20 protein-coding genes and 1 pseudogene are annotated in these 20263 nt (G+C 72.1%); 14 read left to right on the top strand and 7 right to left on the bottom strand.

The genetic code is table 11. The features are described 5' to 3' along the window. Nucleotides 1-115: 115 nt before the first annotated feature. On the top strand, nt 116-742 hold the full coding sequence (locus IEZ05_RS09065; protein WP_189229491.1) for a TetR/AcrR family transcriptional regulator: 627 nt from the start codon (nt 116-118) through the stop codon (nt 740-742). Between the two features lie 61 nt (nt 743-803). On the opposite strand, the gene IEZ05_RS09060 is transcribed toward IEZ05_RS09065, so the two are convergent. From IEZ05_RS09060 to IEZ05_RS09045, 4 genes are all read right to left on the bottom strand, one after another. Continuing rightward, nucleotides 804-1460 carry a DUF1326 domain-containing protein gene (locus IEZ05_RS09060; protein ID WP_189229490.1) on the bottom strand — a complete coding sequence of 219 codons (657 nt, stop codon included), beginning with the start codon at nt 1458-1460 and terminating at the stop codon, nt 804-806. Between the two features lie 114 nt (nt 1461-1574). Further along, nucleotides 1575-2411, bottom strand: a complete 837-nt coding sequence (locus IEZ05_RS09055; RefSeq protein WP_189229489.1) for a DUF2182 domain-containing protein — start codon at nt 2409-2411, stop codon at nt 1575-1577. 77 nt (nt 2412-2488) lie between these two features. Beyond that, entirely contained in the window at nt 2489-3064 is a 576-nt protein-coding gene (locus IEZ05_RS09050) for a dihydrofolate reductase family protein (protein ID WP_189229488.1), read from the bottom strand. A 199-nt stretch (nt 3065-3263) separates the two neighbouring features. Next, a complete protein-coding gene (locus IEZ05_RS09045) occupies nt 3264-3488 on the bottom strand; it encodes a hypothetical protein (RefSeq protein WP_189229487.1) in 225 nt (74 codons plus the stop codon). Nucleotides 3489-3677: 189 nt separating this feature from the next. Between IEZ05_RS09045 and IEZ05_RS09040 the strand changes: the two genes are divergently transcribed. From IEZ05_RS09040 to IEZ05_RS36200, 7 genes and pseudogenes are all read left to right on the top strand, one after another. Beyond that, nucleotides 3678-4616 carry a DUF4129 domain-containing protein gene (locus IEZ05_RS09040; RefSeq protein ID WP_189229486.1) on the top strand — a complete coding sequence of 313 codons (939 nt, stop codon included), beginning with the start codon at nt 3678-3680 and terminating at the stop codon, nt 4614-4616. Then, nucleotides 4613-5188 (top strand): hypothetical protein, encoded by a 576-nt coding sequence (locus IEZ05_RS09035; protein ID WP_189229485.1) that lies wholly within the window; start codon nt 4613-4615, stop codon nt 5186-5188. The genes IEZ05_RS09040 and IEZ05_RS09035 overlap by 4 nt, the downstream gene beginning before the upstream one ends. Continuing rightward, nucleotides 5185-6183, top strand: a complete 999-nt coding sequence (locus tag IEZ05_RS09030; RefSeq protein ID WP_189229484.1) for an AAA family ATPase — start codon at nt 5185-5187, stop codon at nt 6181-6183. The genes IEZ05_RS09035 and IEZ05_RS09030 overlap by 4 nt, the downstream gene beginning before the upstream one ends. Further along, on the top strand, nt 6180-7520 hold the full coding sequence (locus tag IEZ05_RS09025; RefSeq protein ID WP_189229483.1) for a DUF58 domain-containing protein: 1341 nt from the start codon (nt 6180-6182) through the stop codon (nt 7518-7520). The genes IEZ05_RS09030 and IEZ05_RS09025 overlap by 4 nt, the downstream gene beginning before the upstream one ends. Next, nucleotides 7517-8095 carry a hypothetical protein gene (locus IEZ05_RS09020; protein ID WP_189229482.1) on the top strand — a complete coding sequence of 193 codons (579 nt, stop codon included), beginning with the start codon at nt 7517-7519 and terminating at the stop codon, nt 8093-8095. The genes IEZ05_RS09025 and IEZ05_RS09020 overlap by 4 nt, the downstream gene beginning before the upstream one ends. Continuing rightward, nucleotides 8068-8601, top strand: a pseudogene (locus IEZ05_RS09015) (epoxide hydrolase); the annotation flags it as partial. The gene IEZ05_RS09020 and the pseudogene IEZ05_RS09015, both read left to right, overlap by 28 nt. Before the next feature lie 157 nt (nt 8602-8758). After that, nucleotides 8759-8944: an MmyB family transcriptional regulator gene (locus tag IEZ05_RS36200; RefSeq protein WP_308426904.1), complete on the top strand. Its 186-nt coding sequence runs from the start codon at nt 8759-8761 to the stop codon at nt 8942-8944. A 29-nt stretch (nt 8945-8973) separates the two neighbouring features. On the opposite strand, the gene IEZ05_RS09005 is transcribed toward IEZ05_RS36200, so the two are convergent. Next, nucleotides 8974-9522: a YceI family protein gene (locus tag IEZ05_RS09005; protein WP_189229481.1), complete on the bottom strand. Its 549-nt coding sequence runs from the start codon at nt 9520-9522 to the stop codon at nt 8974-8976. A gap of 222 nt (nt 9523-9744) precedes the next feature. Here IEZ05_RS09005 and sigJ point away from each other — a divergent pair, with 222 nt between their 5' ends. Beyond that, nucleotides 9745-10686: an RNA polymerase sigma factor SigJ gene (gene sigJ, locus IEZ05_RS09000; protein ID WP_189229480.1), complete on the top strand. Its 942-nt coding sequence runs from the start codon at nt 9745-9747 to the stop codon at nt 10684-10686. Here sigJ and IEZ05_RS08995 read toward each other — a convergent pair. Continuing rightward, a complete protein-coding gene (locus IEZ05_RS08995) occupies nt 10679-12058 on the bottom strand; it encodes an APC family permease (RefSeq protein WP_189229479.1) in 1380 nt (459 codons plus the stop codon). The genes sigJ and IEZ05_RS08995 overlap by 8 nt on opposite strands. Nucleotides 12059-12406: 348 nt before the next feature. Between IEZ05_RS08995 and IEZ05_RS08990 the strand changes: the two genes are divergently transcribed. Beyond that, nucleotides 12407-13321 carry a YceI family protein gene (locus tag IEZ05_RS08990; RefSeq protein ID WP_189229478.1) on the top strand — a complete coding sequence of 305 codons (915 nt, stop codon included), beginning with the start codon at nt 12407-12409 and terminating at the stop codon, nt 13319-13321. A gap of 283 nt (nt 13322-13604) precedes the next feature. On the opposite strand, the gene IEZ05_RS08985 is transcribed toward IEZ05_RS08990, so the two are convergent. Further along, on the bottom strand, nt 13605-15881 hold the full coding sequence (locus IEZ05_RS08985) for a FlgD immunoglobulin-like domain containing protein (RefSeq protein ID WP_189229477.1): 2277 nt from the start codon (nt 15879-15881) through the stop codon (nt 13605-13607). Nucleotides 15882-16231: 350 nt separating this feature from the next. Between IEZ05_RS08985 and IEZ05_RS08980 the strand changes: the two genes are divergently transcribed. The 4 genes from IEZ05_RS08980 to IEZ05_RS08965 all read left to right on the top strand — a co-directional run bounded on the left by IEZ05_RS08980 (nt 16232) and on the right by IEZ05_RS08965 (nt 20244). Further along, nucleotides 16232-17239 carry a GlxA family transcriptional regulator gene (locus IEZ05_RS08980; RefSeq protein ID WP_189229476.1) on the top strand — a complete coding sequence of 336 codons (1008 nt, stop codon included), beginning with the start codon at nt 16232-16234 and terminating at the stop codon, nt 17237-17239. A 137-nt stretch (nt 17240-17376) separates the two neighbouring features. Further along, nucleotides 17377-18015 carry an HD domain-containing protein gene (locus IEZ05_RS08975; RefSeq protein ID WP_189229475.1) on the top strand — a complete coding sequence of 213 codons (639 nt, stop codon included), beginning with the start codon at nt 17377-17379 and terminating at the stop codon, nt 18013-18015. A 60-nt stretch (nt 18016-18075) separates the two neighbouring features. Then, on the top strand, nt 18076-18678 hold the full coding sequence (locus IEZ05_RS08970; protein WP_189229474.1) for an HD domain-containing protein: 603 nt from the start codon (nt 18076-18078) through the stop codon (nt 18676-18678). Nucleotides 18679-18939: 261 nt separating this feature from the next. Beyond that, the gene (locus tag IEZ05_RS08965; RefSeq protein WP_189229473.1) at nt 18940-20244 is read left to right on the top strand and encodes an MFS transporter; all 1305 of its coding nucleotides are present in this window, start codon (nt 18940-18942) and stop codon (nt 20242-20244) included. Nucleotides 20245-20263 lie beyond the last annotated feature (19 nt).

Genomic DNA, 20263 nt, shown 5'->3' with positions numbered 1-20263 from the left:
GAGCGATACTGATCAGTACCGGATGATACTCAACGGTATCGCACGGGACGAGCTGGTACCGTGTCAGTAGTGGAGGCAGGGGCCCCACCCCCCGACCGGACGTCACGGAGCAGTCATGGCATCGACCGCCGGAAGGCCGAGCAGGGTGGCGAAACTGCCGCCTCGTGAGCGCATCCTCGACGCGGCGGAAGAGCTCTTCCAGAGCGAGGGGATCCGGCGCGTGAGCGTCCAGGCGATCGCGGAGCGGGCCGAGACGACCAAGATGGCGGTCTACCGGCACTTCGAAACCAAGGACGCACTGGTCGCGGAGTGGATGCGGATCGTCTCCGCCGACTACCAGGCGGCGTTCGACCGGGTCCAGACCGAACACCCCGGTCAGCCCAGGGAGCAGATCCTGGGCCTGGCCCGCTTCATCGCCGACGGACTGCCGGCCGTCTCGCACCGAGGCTGCCCGTTCATCACCACGCTCGCCGAACTGCCCGACCGCTCCCATCCCGCACGGCAAGTGATCGAGAAGCACAAGGCCCACCAGACCCGCAGGCTGGTCGGCATGTGCGCCGAGGCCGGGCTGCCCGACCCCGAGCAGGCCGCGGCCGAGATCACCTTCGTGCTCGAAGGCGCGCAGGTCAGCACGCAGAACGGAAGCATCGATCAGGCGGGGGACCGCCTGATGAGAATCGTCGAGGGGATCGTGGATCGCTGCGGTTCCCCCCGCGGCGCATCCGGGGCGGCCACCGACTGACAGTCTCGGACCGGTTCCTGACCCGGCACGCTTGGCCCTGCGCTGTTCTCGATCCCCGCTCTCATTCGGGTCCCGTCCAGTCGAACGGGAAGTACTTGCTCGACTTTCCCGAGCGTTCCCAGGAGAAGCCGAACGCGTCGGCGCGGTCGGTGGTGGCCCGGCCCCAGGTGGCGACCTGGCCCGGTCCGACCTCGGCGCCCGGGGCGTTGTGGACCTGGACGCGGGCGCCTTCCGGGGTCGTCGGGCCGGTGAGCGCCTCGGCGATGGCCGTGACCCGCCCCGGAATCTCGGCGCGCCAGGTGGCCAGGTCCTCGTCGATCTCCACCCGGATCGGCGCGATGTCCATGCCGCGCATCTCGGGCCCGAGCATCTCCCCGAACCGCGCCGGCCAGCCGCCCGCCTCACCTCCGAAGACGGTCCCGAGCGCGGCGCGCTGCCGCTCGTCGGCGCGTTCGTCGAGGAAGACCGCGGCGTACGCGTCACTGTGCTCGCCGGCCCACACGTTGCCCGTGAAGGCGCCCAGCATCAGGACGTTGAGATCGTCGAGCCGTACGTCGCCGTAGTTGCCCTCGCGGATGTGCCAGACCAGCACGCCTTCGCAGTCACCGTAGGTCGGGGGCTGAGCGAACGTGCAGGGGCACGGTATGGCGCATTTGCACACGTCGAACCAGTCGCCGGCCAGATGCCAGCGGGTCCCGGTGGTGACTTGTTCCGTCATCTCGCTTGCCTCCCGTCGAGCCCGAGGGAGCTCCTTCGGAGTGGCGAGACCGCACGTCCCGAGCCCGCACGCGGATCGCGAGGCGGCCTCTCTCCTCCAGCTTGCCGCACATGTTCACATGCCGTCCATCGAAGGAGCCGGTTCCTGCAGCCCCGGCAGCAGCCAGTCCTGGAACGGCGCCAGTACGGCGAGGACGAGGAGGGCGACGCCGACTGCTCCGGCGAGCAGCGGCCCCCGTGACCAGAGCTTCTCCACGAAGACCAGCACCGCCAGGCCGGCCATCGCCGCCACGTTCATCACCCCGAGCGGCACGAGGACGACCATCAGCCCGGCGCAGCAGCCCACGCAGTAACCGCCGTGGTGAAGGCCCACCCGTAGATCGCGGGCCGGCTGCCGGAACCCGGCGTAGCGCACCAGCTGGCTCATGGGGTCGCGGCAGTGCCGCAGACAGACGTTCTTGAGGGGCCCCAGCTGGTAGAGGCCCGCCAGCAGGAAGGCCACCGAGCCGATCCAGCGCCCCGCGGCCGGATGATCGTCCACCAGGTCCCCGGTGAAGGCCAGTGCCGCGTAGGCGAGCAGCCCGAACGCCGTCCACACCAGCAGATACCCGCCCGTGAACTCCAGCGTGCGCCCCGCCCGGCTCCACCCGGACGAGCGCCGCCCGATCCCCCGCGCCCAGGTGAGGGCCACCGGCGCCATGGACGGCAGCATCATGGCCGCCATCATCGTCACCCAGAGCAACAGGAACAGCGGGAGTGCCATCCCCATCGTGCCGGGCTCGACCCCCATGTCCCGGGCCTGCCCGACGGTGAGTATCCAGGCTGGTACGGCGATCAGGACGACCAGCAACCACGCGACCGCGAGATCCCGCGTCGGCAGCAGCCCCCCTCGCGCTCCGGTCGGTGCGGGTGACCGGGCGGAGACGAGAACGGAAGCCCGGAGACGACCCATCGGTGAACTCCCCTGCGTACCCCTCCCAGCACAGCACGCTTCCCGCCGCACCGCGACTCCGCTGCGGGTGAGCTCCGTCAGTGAAGGGTGGGCCGGTAGGTGAGCTCCTGGATGTGGCCGTCCAGCGTCCGGTGCTCGATCAGCTCCAGGTCGAAGTCGGCCGCATCCTGGAAGATCGGGTCCAGCCCGGTCTGACCGGTGATGACGGGGTAGAGCGTCACCTGCAAGCGGTCGACCAGGCCGGCGGCCATCAGCGCGCGGTTCATCGACAGGCTGCCGTGCGAGCGCAAGGGTACGTCGGACTCCTTCTTGAGCCGGGCGACGACGTCGACGGCGTCTCCGCTCACGACGGTCGCGTCCGGCCAGTCGAGGGGGCCTTCCAGCGTCGTCGAGATCACGGTGGCCGGCAGGCTCCTCATCCGGGTGACCCAGGGGTCACGGACGTCGGACTCTTCGGTGCTCTCGGCCAGCATCCGTGCAAACAGCCGGTAGGTGTTGGCCCCGAACACCATCCGCTGATCCGTGTCGTACAGGGCGAGGCGGTGGTCGAGCAGTTCGGGGCCCTGTTTGCCCCAGTAGCCGGTCCAGTTGGCACTGGCGGCGCCGTAGCCGTCGAGGCTGGAGAAGACGTCGAAGGTGTAGGTCGCGGTCATGTCGTGCTCCTTGGATGCGAAAGATCGGTGAGGGACGGGCGATCGTCTTCGGGCGGGCTTCGGCGACCGTCACACCCATAGACCCGGCGCTCTGCCGGAACTCATCGCTCCTGCCACGGCAGTCAGCCACGATCACCCGCACAGCACGTGGTCAGTGGTCGCCGCTGTCAGGGCGACCGGACGCCCGGAAGACCGGTGACTACGCCGCGGCGCCGTGGCCTGCCTCGCCGGGGTCACCGATGGGCCGGGTCAGTGCGTCGTCCTCCCCCGCCCGCCGGTCCGGCTCCGTCTCGTCCAGCTCCCAGTGGTGCCGGCAGTCGTCGCAGCGGTACTCCACACCCGTGTCGACTGTCAGTACTGCCCCGTACGGGCATCCGCTGCCGTCCCCGCGGCCCACGCACTCCCCTTGCCCGGTAGCCCCCATGCGTACGACCGTGCGGCGCGCGGCCCGTGTTCGGCAGTGGGCTTGCGGGGCGCACAGGCGCTCGCGGGCGGCACAACGCCCCACCAGCTGACGGGAGCCTCGGCCGAGCCGTGCCCTGGGGTGGGTCCGTCGGGATGTGCCAGGATACGGTGAACTGACGTTCGGGGGCAGGCTTCAGCGGGGGAATGCATGAAGCAGGGGGAGCGGGAGGGGCGCCGGGCGGTGCCCGGGGCGGTGGTCGCCGCCGGGGTCGTCGGGGCGCTGACCGTCGCCGCGCTCGTGCTGCGGCCCGCCGAGGGTCTGCTGCACTCCGGCAAGGGGCCGCTCGGCCACTGGGGCATCGTCGCGATCGGGCTGTCCGTCGCCTGGACGGTGGGGGTCATGCGCGTCGCCGAGCGCCTTCGCCCCCGGATCGGCGCCGACCGCACCGCGCTGCCGCCGGGCGAGGAGCGCCTGCGCGAGGTCGCCGTGCCGCTGCTGCTCGCCGGGCCGGTCGTCATCGGCGTCCTTGCCCTCGTACTGCACCGGTTCGCGCACGACAGCACACCGCCCACCCCGGTGGACGTCCAGCCCTCCCCCGTGTCGCCCCCCTCCCTGCCGCCGGCCCGCGACAGGTCGACACCCGACACGGGTTCGGGGGACGCCTTGACCCTGCCGCTGTACCTCGTGCTCGGTCTGCTGGCCGTACTCATCGTCGTGGTCGTCACGGTGGCCGTCGTGCGGCGGCTGCGACGGTTCGGGCTGACGGTGCCGCCGCGCCCCAGCCCGTCGGGTGGTCCCACCCAGGACGACGACGCGCGTCTGCTCCTGTCCGCCGTGCGCTCGGGCCGGCGCGCTCTGGCCGACGCCGGTGACGCCCGGGCGGCCGTCATCGCCTGCTATGCCGCGATGGAGGACGCCCTCGTCGCGTCCGGCGTGCAGCGGCACGCCTCCGACAGCCCCGCCGACCTGCTCACCCGCGCCGCCGCCGCGGGCCTCGCCCCGAGCCCGGCCGCGCCGCGTCTCACCGCGCTGTTCCGAGAGGCCCGCTACTCCTCCCACCCGATGGGCACCCCGCACCGCGAGGCCGCCGCCGAGGCCCTGGAAGACATCGCCTCGCTGCTCCAGGACCGGGAGACCGCGCGGTGAACCGGGCCGCCGACCGGACTCCGGGGCCGGAGCTGCTCCCGCTGCGCCGGCTCGGGCTGCTCGGCGGGGCGGTCGCCGGATCGGGTGTCCTGCTCGTCCTGCTGCTCGACGGACCCGAGGCGGCCGGCGCCGTCGTGGCCGTGCTCGTCGTCGCGGCGCTGGTGGTCGCCCGTTACGTCGCCGGGGCGGGCGCCTTCGATCCCGGACGGCGGGACGAGGTACGACTGTTGCGGACACGGGCGCCGGGGATGGGCGAGTGGCGACGGAACATCCACACCGCCACGGGGCCCGACGGCGCTCTCTACTACCGCGCGGTGCTCCGGCCCGACCTGCGCCGCCTGTACGCCGCCGCGCTCGCCGAGCACCACCATGTCTCGCTCGAGCTGCAGCCGGAGCGCGCCGCCGAGCTGATCGGGCCCGAACTGTGGCCGTGGCTGGGGCCCGAGCCGCCCCGGACCGGACCCGACGGTGACGTTCCCGTCGACGTGCTGCGCCGCCTCGTCGACCGGCTCGAAGCACTCGGCGCACCCCGCACCCGTACCCCCCGTATGCGTAAGGAAGATGCGACGTGACGAGTCCCTCCACGCCTCGGACCCGCACCGCCGGGCAGGTCGGCGAGCAGGCCGGTGCCGTACTGCGCGAGATCGGCCGCGCCGTCGTCGGCAAGGCGGACGCGCTCGAACACGTGATGCTCGCCGTGCTGGCCGGCGGGCACGTACTCGTCGAGGATCTGCCGGGGCTCGGCAAGACCCTCCTGGCACGGTCCTTCGCCACCACGCTCGGCCTGGACTTCCGCCGCATCCAGTTCACGCCCGACCTGCTGCCGTCGGACGTCACCGGGACGCCGCTGTACGACCAGCGCACCGGAGAGATGGTGTTCCACCCCGGTCCCGTCTTCACGCACCTCCTGCTCGCCGACGAGATCAACCGGACGCCGCCCAAGACACAGGCCGCGCTGCTCGAGGCGATGGCCGAGTCGCAGGTGACCGTGGACGGCGAAACCCGGCCGCTCGCCGATCCGTTCCTGGTGATCGCGACCGCCAACCCGGTCGAGTACGAGGGCACTTACTCCCTGCCCGAGGCCCAGCTCGACCGGTTCCAGCTGCGCGTGCGGATGGGCTACCTGGCCGCCCGGGAGGAGCTGGCGATGCTGCGGGCCCGGATCGACCGGGCCGCGCCGGAGGCCGTGCTCGACACGCTCGCGGGGCCGGCCGACGTCCTGGCGTGGCGGGCCGTCGTGGAGCGGGTGGAGATCGACGACGACCTGCTGGAGTACGCCGTCGCGCTGGTCGGCGCGACCCGCGACCACCCGCAGATCAGCATCGGCGCCTCGCCGCGCGGCGGCCTGGCCCTGGTCCAACTGGCGCGCGCCCGCGCCGTGCTGGACGGCCGGGACTACGTCGTCCCTGAGGACATCAAGAACCTTGCGGTGCCCGCGCTGGCCCACCGGGTGTCACTGCGGCCCGAGTTGTGGGTGCGCGAGGTGTCCACGGACGACGTGCTGCGCGAGATCGTCGACAGCGTCGGCACGCCGTCCACGCGGCGTACGGCCGCCGTGACGTCGTGACCGTGCCGGCGCCGCGGCCGAGTCCCGCGGTGGTCCGCGCCTTGGAGGGGCGCACCTCGCCGACGCGGCCGCCGCACACGCCGCCCGGCGGGCCGCGCCCGGGCGAGCGGACGCTGCGCCTGCTGACCGTCGCCGTCGTCGCGATGTCCGCCGCTCTGCTCACGGGCCGGGCGTGGCTGCTCGCGCTCGCGGCGGCGCCGCTGGTACTGCTCGCGCTCGCGCTGCCGCGCGCGTACGCCCGTCGGATCGAGACGTCGCTGACCGTCGAGCCGAGGCGCTGCTTCGAGGGCGACACCGTCACCGTCCGCGTCTCGGTGGCCCACGACGGCGGTGCCGTCCGTCTCGACCCCGGTGTCACGCTCGGTCCCGGTCTGCGGCTGGACGAGGTCGTGATCGGCCCGTCCTCGGTGACGCTGCGCCACACCGCGCTGCGCTGGGGGCGCTGGTCGCTCGGTCCGGTGGACCTCGACGTGTACGACGCCGGGGGCACCGTGCGCCGTACCGTGCGGGTCGAGGCGGCCGAGGTGTCCGTGTTCCCGCTCGCCACGCACGCCCGGTTCACGCCGATCCCGGTGCGGCTGCCGCAGCGTCTCGGTGAGCATGCTTCGTTGCAGGCCGGAGAGGGTGTCGAGGTCGTCGGGGTGGGGCCGTGGGTGCCCGGTGAGCGGCAGCGGCGGATCCACTGGCCGTCGACGACGCGGCGCGGGGCCGTGCAGCTGCACCGGTTCGCGGCCGAGCGGGCCGCCGACACGGTGATGCTGCTCGACGCGTTCGGGGATGTCGTCGACCCGGTGACCGGGGTGTCGTCCCTGGACGAGACGGTGCGCGCCGCGGCCGGACTCGCCCGGGCCTATCTGCGCACCCACGACCGGGTGGGGGTCGTCTCGACCGGGGGCACCACGCGGTGGCTGACGCCGGGCACCGGGGACGCGGCGTTCTACCGCCTCGTCGAGAGCGTCCTCGACGTCCGCAAGGACCGGCGTTTCGACGGACCCGGCTTGAAGCGGGTGCCGCCGCCCGCGCTGCCGGAGGGGGCGCTCGTCTACGTGTTCACTCCGTTGAGCGACGCACGGGTGCTGAAGGTGCTGCGGGACCTCCAGGGGCGGGGACGCCGGCCGGTCGTCGTGGAGATCCCGAGCGGAGACCCGCTGGTCGAACCCGGCGACGCGGCGGGCGAGTTGGGGCTGCGCTTGTGGCACGCGGACCGGGACGCGATGCGGTTCGCGCTGCGGGACAGCGGGGTGCCGGTACTGCGGCACGTCGTGGGCGAGTCGCTGGATCTGGCGTTGGCGCCGTTGCTGTCGGGGCGGATCGAGAGTCGGGGGCGGGGCCGGTGACGGTGCTCGATGCGCGGGTGGGCCTTCGGGAGTACGTGGGGTACTGGCTCGGGACCGTCCCGGTGCGGGTGCTCGGGGTGGCGGCCGTCGTGATGGCGTGGCGGCCGTGGGCGACGGTGGACGGGCTGCGGGAGTCAGTGCTGTTCGGCTGCGCGGTCGCCTGCGCGGTGTGGGCGGCGCCGGCGGTGGACCGGCGGCCGTCGCTGGAGTCGCTGCGCCTCCCGCACGCTCTGGTGCGGCACCGGACGACGGTGCTGGCGTGTGGCGTGGTGGTGGTCGCGGCGAATGGGGATCCGGCCTGGTCGGAGAGGGCCGGGGTGGCGGGGCTGCTGGTCGCGTACCTGGTGGCGAGCGAGACCTGGCCGTGGAGGTGGGGGCGCGGGGCTGCCCGGGTGTGGGGAGAGGCCCTCGGGGCCTGTGTCGGGGCCGGGGTGGTGTTGACTGCCGCGGCGGCTCCCGTGGCCGGGGCGGGGTTCGGCGTGGGGCGGGTGATTGCGGCCGGGGTCGTCGCGGGTGTGGCGCTGGTCGGTGCCGGAGTGATGGGCGCCCGATGGCGGGGACGACGGACGGGCTGACAGCGGTCGAGCGCGAGTGGACCGAGGAGACCCGCGATTTCTGGCGCCACCGCGCGGCGTACGCGAAGCAGCAGGCGAGCCGGCCGCAGACCATCGGCTACTCGCTCGTCGACTCACCGGTCGGGCTTCTTGCCTGGATCCTCGACAAGTTCGCCGAGTGGTCGGACACCGAGGACAGTCCGTTCGAGACGATTTCCCGGGATCGCGTTCTCGACGACGTCACCCTGTACTGGCTGACGCGGACCGGGGCGTCAGCGGCCCGTATCTACTACGAGAGCCACAACTCACTGGACCCCGGCCTGCGGGTCGACGTTCCATCAGCGATCAGCATGTATCCCCGCGACATCGAGAAGACCCCGCGGCCCTGGGCGCAGGAGCGCTACCGGCAGATCGTCCGATGGAACTCCCCCGTGACCGGAGGCCATTTCCCGTCACTGGAGGTCCCCGCCTACTTCGTGAAGGATCTGCGAGAAGGCCTCGCGGCAGTGCTGACCGCCGATCGGTGAACCCGACCGTTCCCCCGAGAGGCCGCTTCCGCAGGCCTGCGATCCAGTGGCCGATGGCCGTACCGAGGTCGAACGCGGAGACGGCACGGCTAGCCGCCGGCAGGAAGATCGCCGGCAGCAGGAGGGTGGCCTCGACGGCGGCCACGATCGTGACCGTGTGCCGGCGGCGGTCGCCGAGGCGGCCTCCGACCAGCGAGCCGGCCAGGGCGCCCTCAGCCGCGACGTCCGCATCCGCCACGACGGCGTCAAACGGCTCCAGCACCCCGAGGTCGGCGAGCTGGAGCTGACCTACCGGTCCGTGAACCTGCCCGTGTCCCAGCGGGCACTCAGCGCCCGTTCCTGACACCCGCACGGCTGCGGATGGAGCCTCCGTCAGGACGGTCGCCGGATCGCGGTGACCTCGAGCTCCAGTACGACCTTCGGGCTGACCAGGGCAGTGGTCCCGGCGTTCCAGTTCACGCCCCAGTCGTTGCGGTTGATCGTGACGCTGCCCCGGAAGCAGGCCCGAGCGTTGCCCCGGGGGTCGCTCGCGCCGCTGGTCAGCTCGACGTCCAGAGTGACCGGTTTGGCCACCCCGCGAATGGCCAGGGACCCGGTGACCCTGTAGTGGGTCCCGTCGACCTGGGTCACCTCGGTCGAGGTGAAGGCGATGGCAGGGTGGTCGGCCGCGTCCAGGAACTTGCCGCGCAGCAGGTCGTCGCGCTGCGGGTTGCCGGTCCGGATGCTCTGCGCCCGCATCGTGATCCGTACGCTGGATTTGGACGGGTGGTCGCCGTCCAGGTACGCCTCGCCCTCGAACTCCTCGAACTGCCCGCGCACCCTGGTGGCCATCGTGTGCCGGGCGACGAACCCGATGCGGCTGTGGGCGCTGTCGAGGTCGTAGTCGCCGGTCAGCTCGCTGAGCCTGATGGAGGTCGTCATGCTTGCTCTCCTGAAGGTGTGTGCCTCGGCGGACAGAACGGCGGCGCTGGTCGCCGGGCCGTTGCGCCACCTCGGCGGAACAGTCGTGCGTGGGAGCGGGTTCGTCCCAGCAGTACGACGAGGCAGCCCCGCGGAATGTGAGGCGACGTGCGCACCTCACATTCCGGAGGGCTGTCTCGTCGTAGGGGAGAAAGCAGCAACGGACGAGGGAGCGACGCCACCATGGAAAACCAGTCCGAGCCGGGAGACGGTCCGCTCGACCCGGGCCTGAGCGTGGTCATGAGCGAGCGGCGTCAGCTGATCAATCTCGCCTACCGGCTCCTCGGGTCCCTCGCCGACGCCGAGGACGTCGTGCAGGAGACGTACGCCCGCTGGTACGCCCTGTCCCCGCAGGCGCGGGAGGCCGTCGACTCCCCCGGCGGCTGGCTGACGAAGGTCGCCGGCCGTATCTGTCTCGACCAGCTCGGCTCGGCACGGGCGCGGCGAGAGCGCTATGTGGGCGAATGGATCCCGGAACCGCTGCCCGATTCCACGGTGTGGGCCGACGGGCGTACGGCCGGGCGTACGGCGGACCCGGCCGACCGTGTCACGCTCGACGAGTCGATCACCATGGCCTTCCTCGTCGTGCTCGAATCGATGACCCCGGCCGAACGCGTCGCGTTCGTCCTCCATGACGTCTTCCGCTACTCCTTCGTCGAAGTCGCCGAGATCGTCGGCCGTACTCCCGCGGCGTGCCGCCAGTTGGCTTCGTCGGCCCGCCGCCGCCTCCGCGCGTCACAGGCACCCGCGACTCCGGCCGCCCAGCGGGCCGAGGTCGTCCGGCACTTCAAGCAGGCATGGGCCGCCAAGGACATCGAAGCCCTCGTCGGGCTCCTCGACCCCGGCGTCACGGCGATCGCCGACAGCGGTGGCCTCGTCAACGCCGCGCTCCAGCCGGTGGAAGGCGGCGAACAGGTCGCGCGCTACCTCGTCGATCTCGCCGACAGGGCACCCGGCCTGGCGCTTCTGGAGCGTACGGTCAACGGCCAGCCCGGTGTGGTGCTTCAACTGGACGACGTCACCGTGGCGGTGATGGCGTTCGACGTCAGCGGCGACCGGATCACCCGCATCTGGGGGGTGCGGAACCCGGAGAAGCTCCGCCCCTGGAGGGAAGCGGCTACCTGATGTCGCGCTGCCGATCGGGACCGGTGCCGTGAAGGCCGCCCTCCCCGTCGCCGCGCCCGGCTCGTCGTGCGGCGGCGAGGGCGGCGAGCACCGCTCCGACGGCGACGACCACCAGTCCGCGCAGCCACACCTCGGCCTCGATCTGCGTGGCCAGCACGACACAGGAGGCGGCACCCAGTACGGGCAGCACCGTCGGGGTGCGGAAGTGATCGGCGCCGCCCTGATCGCGGCGCAGGACGAGCACGGCCGTGTTCACCATGAAGAAGACCACGAGCAGCAGCAGGACCAGAGTGGACGCCAGGGTGGCGACACTGCCGGTGAGCGCCAGGAGCATCGCCGGCAGGGTCGTCACCGCGATCGCGGCCCACGGCGTACGGCGGCCGGGCAGCACCTTGGTCAGCGCGGCGGGCAGGAGGCCGTCCCGGGCCATGCCGTAGGCCAGCCGGGAAGACATGATGCCGGTGAGCAGCGCACCGTTCGCGACGGCGACCAGCGCGACGGCGCCGAACAGGCGCGTCGGCACTCCTCCGGCCTCCTTGACGACTTCGAGCAGCGGCCCGCTCGACTCGGCGAGGCGGGAGGTCGGTACGGCCGCGGACGCGGCCAGGCCCACCAGGACGTACACGGCCCCCGCGGTGGCCAGGGCGCCGAACAGGGCACGGGGGTAGGAACGCCGTGGGTCGCGGGTCTCCTCGGCGACGTTCACGGACGTCTCGAACCCGACGAAGGAGTAGTACGCCAGCACGGAGCCGCTCAGAACGGCCGCCGCGGCTCCTTTCTCCGGGGTGCCCAGCCGGCCGAGCCGCCCCACGTCGCCGTCGCCGCGCAGCAGCAGCCACGCACCGAGGACGACGATGACGGCCAGACCGCCCACCTCGATGACGGTGGCGACGACGTTGGCGCGGGTCGACTCCTTGATGCCGCGGGCATTGACCAGGGCGAGCGCGGCGAGGAACACGACGGCGACGGCGCCCACCGGCAGCGTCACGAAGGCGGACAGGTAGTCGCCCCCGAAGCCCCGGGCGAGTGCGGCCACGGAGACGATGCCGGCGGCGAGCATGCAGAACCCCGCGACGAACCCGGCGAACGGCCCGAAGGCGCGGGTGGCGTAGTGGGAGGCTCCGCCCGCCCGTGGGTACTTCGTCGCCAGCTCCGCGTAGGACGCGGCGGTCAGCAGCGCCAGCAGCAGGGCGACGACGAGCGGCACCCACACCGCTCCCCCGGCGTCGGCGGCCACCTGTCCCACCAGGACGTAGACGCCGGCGCCGAGAACGTCGCCCAGGATGAAGAAGTACAGGAGCGGGGTGGTCAGGGCGCGCTTGAGCGCGGGGCCCGGCACGTCCGCCGACAGGTGTTTTCCGACATTCGCCATGCCGCCTCAGGTCCCCCGAACCCGGGGGACCACGCTCATGGGGTGCGACGCGTCGAACAGGACCGGCTCCTCACTCCGTGTTCTTCGCCACAGCACCACTGCAAACCGTCGAGCCCCATGTGTGGCGATCTACCTCATTGATGTGCTGATGTGCGCCACATAATCAGCCAGGAGATGGTTTCTCCAGCTCAACACCCTGAGTGAGTTCCCATTCGGCTACGGCTTTATGATCGTTAACGAACCGGCGCCCCACCGCCTCTGAACCCGTTCCGGGAGGTTCTTGACGACCGCGAACGTGCGAGGTCGAGCGGGCCGCGACGGTGACACATGTGACGAAAGGTGAACTCCATGGCCCTCGGGCTGCTCCGACGCCGGCGTTCCCGCGGCGCGTCCGGTGCCCCATCGAGCCTCTCGGTCCCCCTGCCGCCCGGGGCAGGGGGATTCGGCTTCGAGGTCGTCGACCCCATGGGCCAGCCCATGGGCGGAGCCGAGGTCACGGTGACCGCCCTGGACAGCCACCGCGTCGCGACCCACGGGACCACGGACCCGAACGGCTGGTTCATGGCCACGCTGCCGGCCGGCTCCTACAGCGTGATGACGGTGGCCGAGGGCCTGTCGCCGGCCCGCGAGAGCATCGACATCACCGCCGGAGTGGCGCTGCCTCCCGTGCGTGTCGCGCTGGAGTCCGCCCGTCAGCTGGAACTGCCGACTGCCGGGACCTGGCTGTTCGATCCTCCGCACACCGCGATCCGCTTCATCGCCAAGCACGTGGGCATGGCGCACGTCCACGGCCGCTTCACCCGCTTCGAAGGCGGTATCCGCGTCGCACCGAACATGGCCGACTCCCATGTCTCGGTGCGCATCGACGCCGCCAGTCTGACCACGGGCAACAACACCCGTGACAACCACCTGCGTTCCGCTGACTTCCTGGACGTCGAGCGCTACCCGTACATCGACTTCACCAGCAGCCGGTTCGCCTACCGCGGCGGCTCCAAGTGGACGCTGCACGGCACGCTCACCATGCACGGCACCAGCCGTTCCGTCGGCCTCGACACGACCTACCTCGGGACGGTGAACGGCGGCTACGACCAGGAACTGCGCTGCGCGGCGCTCGCCAAGGCGGAACTGCACCGGGAGGACTTCACCCTCAACTGGCGTTCCATGCTGGCCCGTGGCATCGCGGTCGTCGGGCCGACCGTCCAACTGGAACTGGACGTACAGGCGATGTACCGCACCCACGACACCCCCACGCCCCCGGAGTAGGCGACCGGCCGCCTCGGTGACCTCGCTCGGCGAGGCCACGGCGCAGGGCGGCGCCCATTCGACGGGCGGCATGGATCCCGGACTCGAAGCATTCGTCTCGCTGCTCCCCCGTACCGACCTGGACGACTCACCGCCGGCCGCCTCGGGGGTCATCCGCCGGTTGTCGGGTGTTCCGGACGCCGTGCCCACCTCTCGGCGCCCCTCGGGTGCCACGTGCGGCGGGCGCCGGCCCCCTTCCCCGGCGCGCTCGGGGAAGGGGGCCGGCGCCTGTCCGGCGCTGGGCTCAGTCGGTGACCTTGACGACGCCCGAGGCCGTCGCGTCCGCGCCCGTGCCGTCCGCCGGCGTGGCGGTCAGCCGCCAGGAGTAGCCGCCGGCCGCCACCGGGGTGCCCGACTCGGACGTGCCGTCCCAGGTGACCCGGACCGCGCTGAGGGTGCCTTCGCCCGTCCAGGTGCGGACGACCTCGCCGGTGGCGCGGCGGGTGAGCGTCACCTGCCAGGAGGCCGCGGGCTTGGAGAGCCACCATGCGGCGGCCCACTCGCCGGCCGACGTCCGCGGAGCGGCGGTGCGGGCGACGCGCAGCGCGGAGACCTCGTGCTGCGGCGCGGTGACGTGCACGGTGTCGTCCGCGTCGACCCAGACCAGCTTGCCGGCGCCCGCGTCGACGGTCCAGGTGGAGCCGCGTCCGTCGCCTTCCGCGGGCTGCTTCAGCCCGGTGACGGTGCCCAGGTCGGCTGTACCGCCGTCCGTCCGCAGGGCCGTCAGACGCAGCTCGCCGGACGTGTCGCGGTGGGCCGTGAAGCGGTCGCCCAGCAGGACGCTGGTCGCCGGGGCGGGGTAGGTGTGCCCGGTCGCCAGGTCGCGTACGCCCGCCGCGTCCTTCGAGGCGCAGCTCCAGTACAACAGGGAGCCGCTGTACTGGAGTTCGTCGGGCACGCAGGCGGTGCCGAGGTCGACGGTTCGGATCAGGTCGCCGGAGCGTACGTTGATCTCCTTGACCTTGCCGGGCTGGTTGAGCGCCGCCTTGAACAGCCTCTTCTGGTCGAGTGCGGCGGCCTGCGCCGGCTGTTCGCGGACGACGAGGTCGCGGGCCGTGTCGACGACGTACTGCCGTGCACCCGCTTCGTAGAGCACGAACTCCGGTGCCGTGTCCAGGATGCGGCCGCCCGTCCCCGGCAGCGGGAAGCTGTCCGTCGGGTGCTCCGGGTCGTCGCCGGTCACCAGCACGTCGGTGCCCGTGGCCGGATCGGCGGTCAGTCGGGCCAGGCCCTCGTCGGTACCGTCCGCGAAGCGGCCGGCCTCCAGGCCCGGGAAGTCGGCGAGTGCCGCGCCGTCCGCCGGATCGAGACCGGTGCCGATGTTCTTGCCGTGCAGCGTCCGGGTGCCGGCCAGTGAGTTGACGTACCGCAGTCTCCCCCGGTCGAGGCCCAGCGCCGTGATCGCGCCGTCCGCCGTCTTGCCCCCGGGTACCTCTCGCAGGGTCAGGCCGGAGACGAGTGCCAGGCCGTTCACGCCGAAGTGGTGCACGGCGCGCTTGCCGTCGGCGTCCTTGCCGAGCACGACCAGCGAGCCGGTGCCCTCGGCGCGCAGGAACGCCTGCTCCACGTCGCTGAGCAGGGTCCGCTCGGTCTCCGCTCCGGCGAACGGGGTGAGGTGCAGGGGGCCGCCGGCGCCCTCGTACCAGAGGACGTTGTCGCCCACCACGAAGGAGGTGACCCGGCTGTCGGGAGTCTGCGTGGCGAGTGGCACGATCCGCGGGGCGGCGGTGCTGCCCCGGGGCATGACCCGCACGCCCGGGGTTCCTTCGCGGGAGAACCAGCTGACGGTCGTCTGCGTGATCCGGAAACTGCTCGCCTCGCCGGTCACGGGCAGCGGGACGACCCTGCCGTTGTACGCGGTGAGCGTGCCGTAGCCCTGGGTGCCGTCGGCGGTGCGGTAGCCGATGAGCAGCTGGTTGTCGTAGGCGCCGAGGAGCATCGGCTCGGCGCCGGTGGTGGCTCCGGCGGGCAGCTGCACCACGGGGTCGCTCGCCGGGTCGCCGCCGCGCGCGACGCGCAACTGGTACGTGCCGTCTCCCCGGTCGACGGTGGCCAGCACCCAACCGTTGCCGATGCGCGGGTTGAGGTATCCGGCGGGCACCTTGACGGTGCTGGTGTTGGCCGGGTCCTCGATGCCGATCCGTACGACGTCCGTGCCGCCGTCCTCGCGTGGCCTGGTGTGGACGACGCGGTTGAACCCGTCGTGGCCGCGCACGATGGCGTCCTGCGGGACGCCGTCGAGCTCCGGGACGGGCTTGGTGGTCCCGTTGTACGTCGTCGTCCAGAGGTAACTGCCGCCCTCTCGGTGGAGCACGCCCTGGGCGCCGGTCGCCAGGACCGTCTCCGTCCCCTCGCCGTAGGCGTCGGGCGCGGGTACGAGGACCTCGTTCGCCTCCGCGGCGTGAGCCGTGGCCGGCAGTACGGTCGTCAGCCCCGCGGCGAGAACGGCCGCGACGGCCGCCGCGGTGGTGGTACGGCGGACGCGCCGGGTGTGACTGTTCGTGCGCAGGTGATGGGACACCTGAACCCCCTCGTGTGAAACCGTCAACACTCGTTCTGGGTGTGAACTCGGTCAACAGTACGCCACTGCGCGGGAGTTGTGTGGGTAATGTGTGCCGCTCGTGTCGCAGGACTGTCACAGCGGCGGGGGGGGTGACGGGCGCGCGGACCGGCACACCGCGGTCCAGGTGAGCCGGAGCAGCGCATCCACCACAGCCGCGTCGCCCGCCTACGGGCGAAGCGGCTCCTCGGCGACTGAGATACCGCGCCGGTGCGCCGCGGCCCATGTGATCAACTGTGCCTGTAGGCGGTCGAGCGCCTCACCGGTTCACCTGGTCGTGGGGTGCCGGCACGGACCGGGAGGGAGAAGCGATGGCATCCGGACCGCACAGCGTGGGCATCCTGGTGTTCGACGGCATGAAGATGCTCGATCTGTCCGGGCCGGCGGAGGTGTTCAGCGAGGCCAATCGGTTCGGCGCGAGCTACCGGCTGGAGGTCGTCTCGGCCGGGGGGACGCCGGTGCGTTCGTCCATCGGCATGCGCGTCCCGGTGGACGCGGACGCCGGCGCCGTCGCCGCCTACGACACGCTGCTCGTGGTGGGTGGTGACCTGCTGCCCGGCCCGCCCGTGGATCCCGGCCTCAGTGCCGCGGCGAAGGCGCTCGCGGGCAGGGCCGGGCGGGTCGCCTCGGTCTGCACCGGTGCCTTCGTCCTGGGGGCCGCGGGCCTGCTGGACGGCAAGCGGGCGACGACGCACTGGCAGCACACCACCGTGCTGGCACGCCGTTGCCCCTCGACGCGCGTGGAGCCCGACGCGATCTTCGTCAAGGACGGCACCACCTACACCTCGGCCGGCGTCACCGCGGGCATCGACCTCGCCCTCGCCCTGGTGGAGGAGGACCACGGACCGGACCTGCCGAGGACAGTGGCCCGCTCACTGGTGGTGTACATGCAGCGGGCCGGCGGCCAGTCCCAGTTCTCGGCCTCGCTCCAGGGCCCGGCTCCCCGCGCACCCGTGCTGCGGCTGGTGCAGGAGGCCGTCCAGGCCGATCCGACGGCCGACCACAGCCTGCCGGCACTCGCCGCGCGCGTGCGGGTCAGCCCACGGCACCTGACCCGCATGTTCCGCGCCGAGCTGGACACCACGCCCATGAAGTACGTGGAACTGATCCGTTTCGACCTGGCCAAGGCTCTGCTCGACGCCGGGCACAACGCCACGGAGGCCGCCTCGCTGTCGGGCTTTCCCAGCTACGAGAGCCTGCGCCGGGCGTTCGCCCGCCATCTGGGCTTGTCCCCCACCCGGTACCGGCGGCGCTTCGCCACCACCACACCGGCCCCCGGCACCCGCACCCGCACCCGCACCCGCACCACCGGAGGGTGAGCCGACAGCGTGGACCATGGCCGTTTCCGAGGGGTTCTCGGCCGTCCCCCAGCGGACGGGACGGCCCGGTCCGGCGCAAGCTGAGGTCAGGTCCTGCACCGCAGGTCCCACACCAGCGTCCCCCAGGGAAGGCAGCCATGACCGAGAAGATCGCCGGGATCGAGATCCCCGACAGCAAGCTCGTGCAGGACGCGACGGAACTCATCCGCGACACCACACCGCCCCTGATTTTCCACCACTCCCGCCGGGTGTACCTCTTCGGCAGCCTCCAGGCCGCGGCACTCGGCCTGCGGCCCGACCCGGAGCTGCTGTACGTGGCGGCACTGTTCCACGACACCGGCCTCGTGCCGCCCTACCGCAGCGACGACCAGCGCTTCGAGATGGACGGCGCCGACCAGGCCAGGGCCTTCCTGCTGACCCACGGCCTCTCCGAGGGCGACGCGGACACGGTCTGGACGGCCATCGCCCTGCACACCACGCCCGAGGTGCCGTACAAGATGGCACCGGAGATCGCGGCGACCACCGCGGGCGTCGAGACCGATGTGCTCGGCCTCAACCTGGCCAACGTCACGCAGGCACAGATCGACGAGGTCACCGCCGCCCATCCCCGGCCGGACTTCAAGCGGCAGATCCTCCAGGCGTTCACCGAGGGTTTCCGGCACCGCCCCGACACCACCTTCGGCACGGTGAACGCGGACGTCCTGGCACACTTCGTCCCCGGATTCCGGCGGACCGACTTCGTCGACGTCATCGAGAACTCCGCCTGGCCCGAGTGACCGCAGGTCGGCACGGCGACCGGCCCCGGCCTCCCGTACGAGCGTTGTTACGCTCCCCCGGTGAGGATTCCGGGAACCCAAGAGATCCGTGCGCTGCACGAGAAGTACGCGCCGACCGCCGAGGCGTTCGACCTCGTGCACACCCACTGCGAGATCGTCTGGAGCATCGCCGAACAACTGCTCGCCGCGCCGCGCCTCGGCCATCTCGACGCCGATCTGGTCCGCGCGGGCTGCCTGCTGCACGACATCGGCGTCTACCGCCTCTACGGGGACGACGGACGGCTGGACCACGGCAACTACATCCGGCACGGGCTGCTCGGCCACGAGATTTTGGAAGACGAGGGCTTCCCGGAGACGCTGCGCCGCTTCTGCTCCCACCACACCGGAGTGGGGGTCACGAAGGAGGACGTCCTGAAGCAGGGCCTTCCCCTGCCCGTCGCCGACTACGTGGCGGTGACGGACGAGGAGCGGCTGGTCATGTACGCGGACAAGTTCCACAGCAAGTCCCGGCCCACGGCGTTCCTGACCGCCGGCGAGTACGCCTCCCAGGTGCGCCGCTTCGGTGAGGAGAAGGTCACGGCCTTCCAGGCCCTGCGTGCGGAGTTCGGCGACCCCGACCTGGCCGTGCCGGTGCCGCGCGGTGACATGTCCGCCCGGCCGTGACCGCCGTCCACCGCCCCGGCGCCCCGGGCGGTCTTTCGCGGCGCGCCGCCCACGGCTAGGGTTCGGGCACGGAGACACCCAGGAGGAGTCGAGACATGGTCGGTCTTCCGAGCGCGCGTTGACGTCGTAGGCCGTGACCGGCCTGTCATCGCGTGCTGCCCTTGATGCTGCGGCACAGCGAGCCTTTCCCCGTCCGAACCGCCGGTGCGCCCCTCGTGTGCTCGGCGGCGGGCCTTGTTGCCGGCAACACAAGGGATTCCCGTGCCGTCCGCTTCCTCCTTCGCATCCGATTCCGGTCGGCCTGTTCCCTCCAGCCTGTGGCGGGACGCCGACTTCCGCAGGCTCTGGATCGGCCAGACGGCCTCCCAACTCGGTGAACACGCAAGTCTGGTGGTCCTGCCGCTCTTCGCGGTCCTGGCGTTCGACGCCAGTGCCGGTCAGCTGGGCGTCCTTCGCGCGGTGGGGCAGGCGCCGGTCCTGCTGCTCTCGCTCTTCGCCGGCGCCTGCGTGGACAGGTGGCGGACCCGCACGACGATGGTGCTCACGGACGCCGGCCGGACCCTGGCCCTGGGCGCGGCCGCATCGGCCGGCCTCCTCGGCCTGCTGGGCCTTCCCGGTCTGCTCGCGCTCGCCTTCACCGTCGGGGCCCTGTCCGTGTTCTTCGACGTGGCGTACCAGACGTCCCTCGTACGCCTGGTGGCACACGACCGGCTCGTGCAGGGCAACAGTGCGCTGGAGGGCAGCCGTTCCGCGGCGCAGATCGGCGGTCCCGCTCTCGGCGGTGCGTCGGTGTCGCTGCTGTCGGCGCCGATCGCCGCCGCCTTCAGCGCGCTGTTCTTCGCGCTGTCCTTCCTGTCGGTCCGGCGGATCCGCCGAGCCGAATCGGTCCCGGAGCGTCCGGAACACCCGCCCCGGGTCTGGCGGCGGATCCACGAGGGCCTGCGGTTCGTGGCCCGTGACTCCGCGCTGCGCAGCGTGTGCCTGGCCTCGGCCGCCTTCCAGTTCTCCTTCGCGGCCGTGATGACCGTCTATCTCCTCTTCCTGCCGCGGGAACTGCACCTGTCGGGCACCGTCGTGGGGCTGGCGCTCGCGGTGGCGGGACCGGGTGCGCTCCTGGGCTCGGTGCTGGCCGCGCGCCTGCCGGGGCGGTTCGGCCATGGCGTGGTGCTCGTGTGTGCGGCGGCGCTCGGTGACGGCGCGTTCCTGTGTGTTCCCGCGTTGCACGGCTCGTCGGCGGTGACGGTCACCTCGCTCCTTGCGGTCGGCTTCGTGTTCGGGTGCGGCGGTCAGTTGGTGAACGTCACGGTCATGGCCGTCCGGCAGGCCGTCACTCCGGACGGGATGCAGGGCCGCGCGACCGCCACCATCACGTTCGTCGGCATGGGGGCGGCCCCGCTGGGTTCACTGCTCGGCGGATTTCTCGCCGAGGGGTGGGGGCTGCGCACCAGTCTCCTGGTGACGGCCGCGGGCATGTTGCTGTCCCCGGTGGTGATGGCTCTCTCCCCGCTCGTACGCCTGGGGCGGGAGCTTCCGACCGCGCATCATGCGCTCGGAGCATCTGGGTAGGCTGGTTACGGCAGCACAC

Source organism: Streptomyces flaveolus (assembly GCF_014648815.1).
Taxonomy (GTDB): domain Bacteria; phylum Actinomycetota; class Actinomycetes; order Streptomycetales; family Streptomycetaceae; genus Streptomyces; species Streptomyces flaveolus.
This window is presented reverse-complemented; position numbering and strand designations above follow the sequence as displayed.

Excerpts from the sequence above, each read along its gene's own strand:
- IEZ05_RS08975 (WP_189229475.1), top strand. The coding sequence starts at position 17,377 with ATGACCGAGAAGATCGCCGGGATCGAGATCCCCGACAGCAAGCTCGTG.
- sigJ (WP_189229480.1), top strand. The coding sequence starts at position 9,745 with ATGGAAAACCAGTCCGAGCCGGGAGACGGTCCGCTCGACCCGGGCCTG.
- IEZ05_RS09065 (WP_189229491.1), top strand. The coding sequence starts at position 116 with ATGGCATCGACCGCCGGAAGGCCGAGCAGGGTGGCGAAACTGCCGCCT.
- IEZ05_RS08980 (WP_189229476.1), top strand. The coding sequence starts at position 16,232 with ATGGCATCCGGACCGCACAGCGTGGGCATCCTGGTGTTCGACGGCATG.
- IEZ05_RS08990 (WP_189229478.1), top strand. The coding sequence starts at position 12,407 with ATGGCCCTCGGGCTGCTCCGACGCCGGCGTTCCCGCGGCGCGTCCGGT.
- IEZ05_RS08995 (WP_189229479.1), bottom strand. The coding sequence starts at position 12,058 with ATGGCGAATGTCGGAAAACACCTGTCGGCGGACGTGCCGGGCCCCGCG.
- IEZ05_RS09050 (WP_189229488.1), bottom strand. The coding sequence starts at position 3,064 with ATGACCGCGACCTACACCTTCGACGTCTTCTCCAGCCTCGACGGCTAC.
- IEZ05_RS09060 (WP_189229490.1), bottom strand. The coding sequence starts at position 1,460 with ATGACGGAACAAGTCACCACCGGGACCCGCTGGCATCTGGCCGGCGAC.
- IEZ05_RS09040 (WP_189229486.1), top strand. The coding sequence starts at position 3,678 with ATGAAGCAGGGGGAGCGGGAGGGGCGCCGGGCGGTGCCCGGGGCGGTG.
- IEZ05_RS09055 (WP_189229489.1), bottom strand. The coding sequence starts at position 2,411 with ATGGGTCGTCTCCGGGCTTCCGTTCTCGTCTCCGCCCGGTCACCCGCA.
- IEZ05_RS09005 (WP_189229481.1), bottom strand. The coding sequence starts at position 9,522 with ATGACGACCTCCATCAGGCTCAGCGAGCTGACCGGCGACTACGACCTC.
- IEZ05_RS09045 (WP_189229487.1), bottom strand. The coding sequence starts at position 3,488 with ATGGGGGCTACCGGGCAAGGGGAGTGCGTGGGCCGCGGGGACGGCAGC.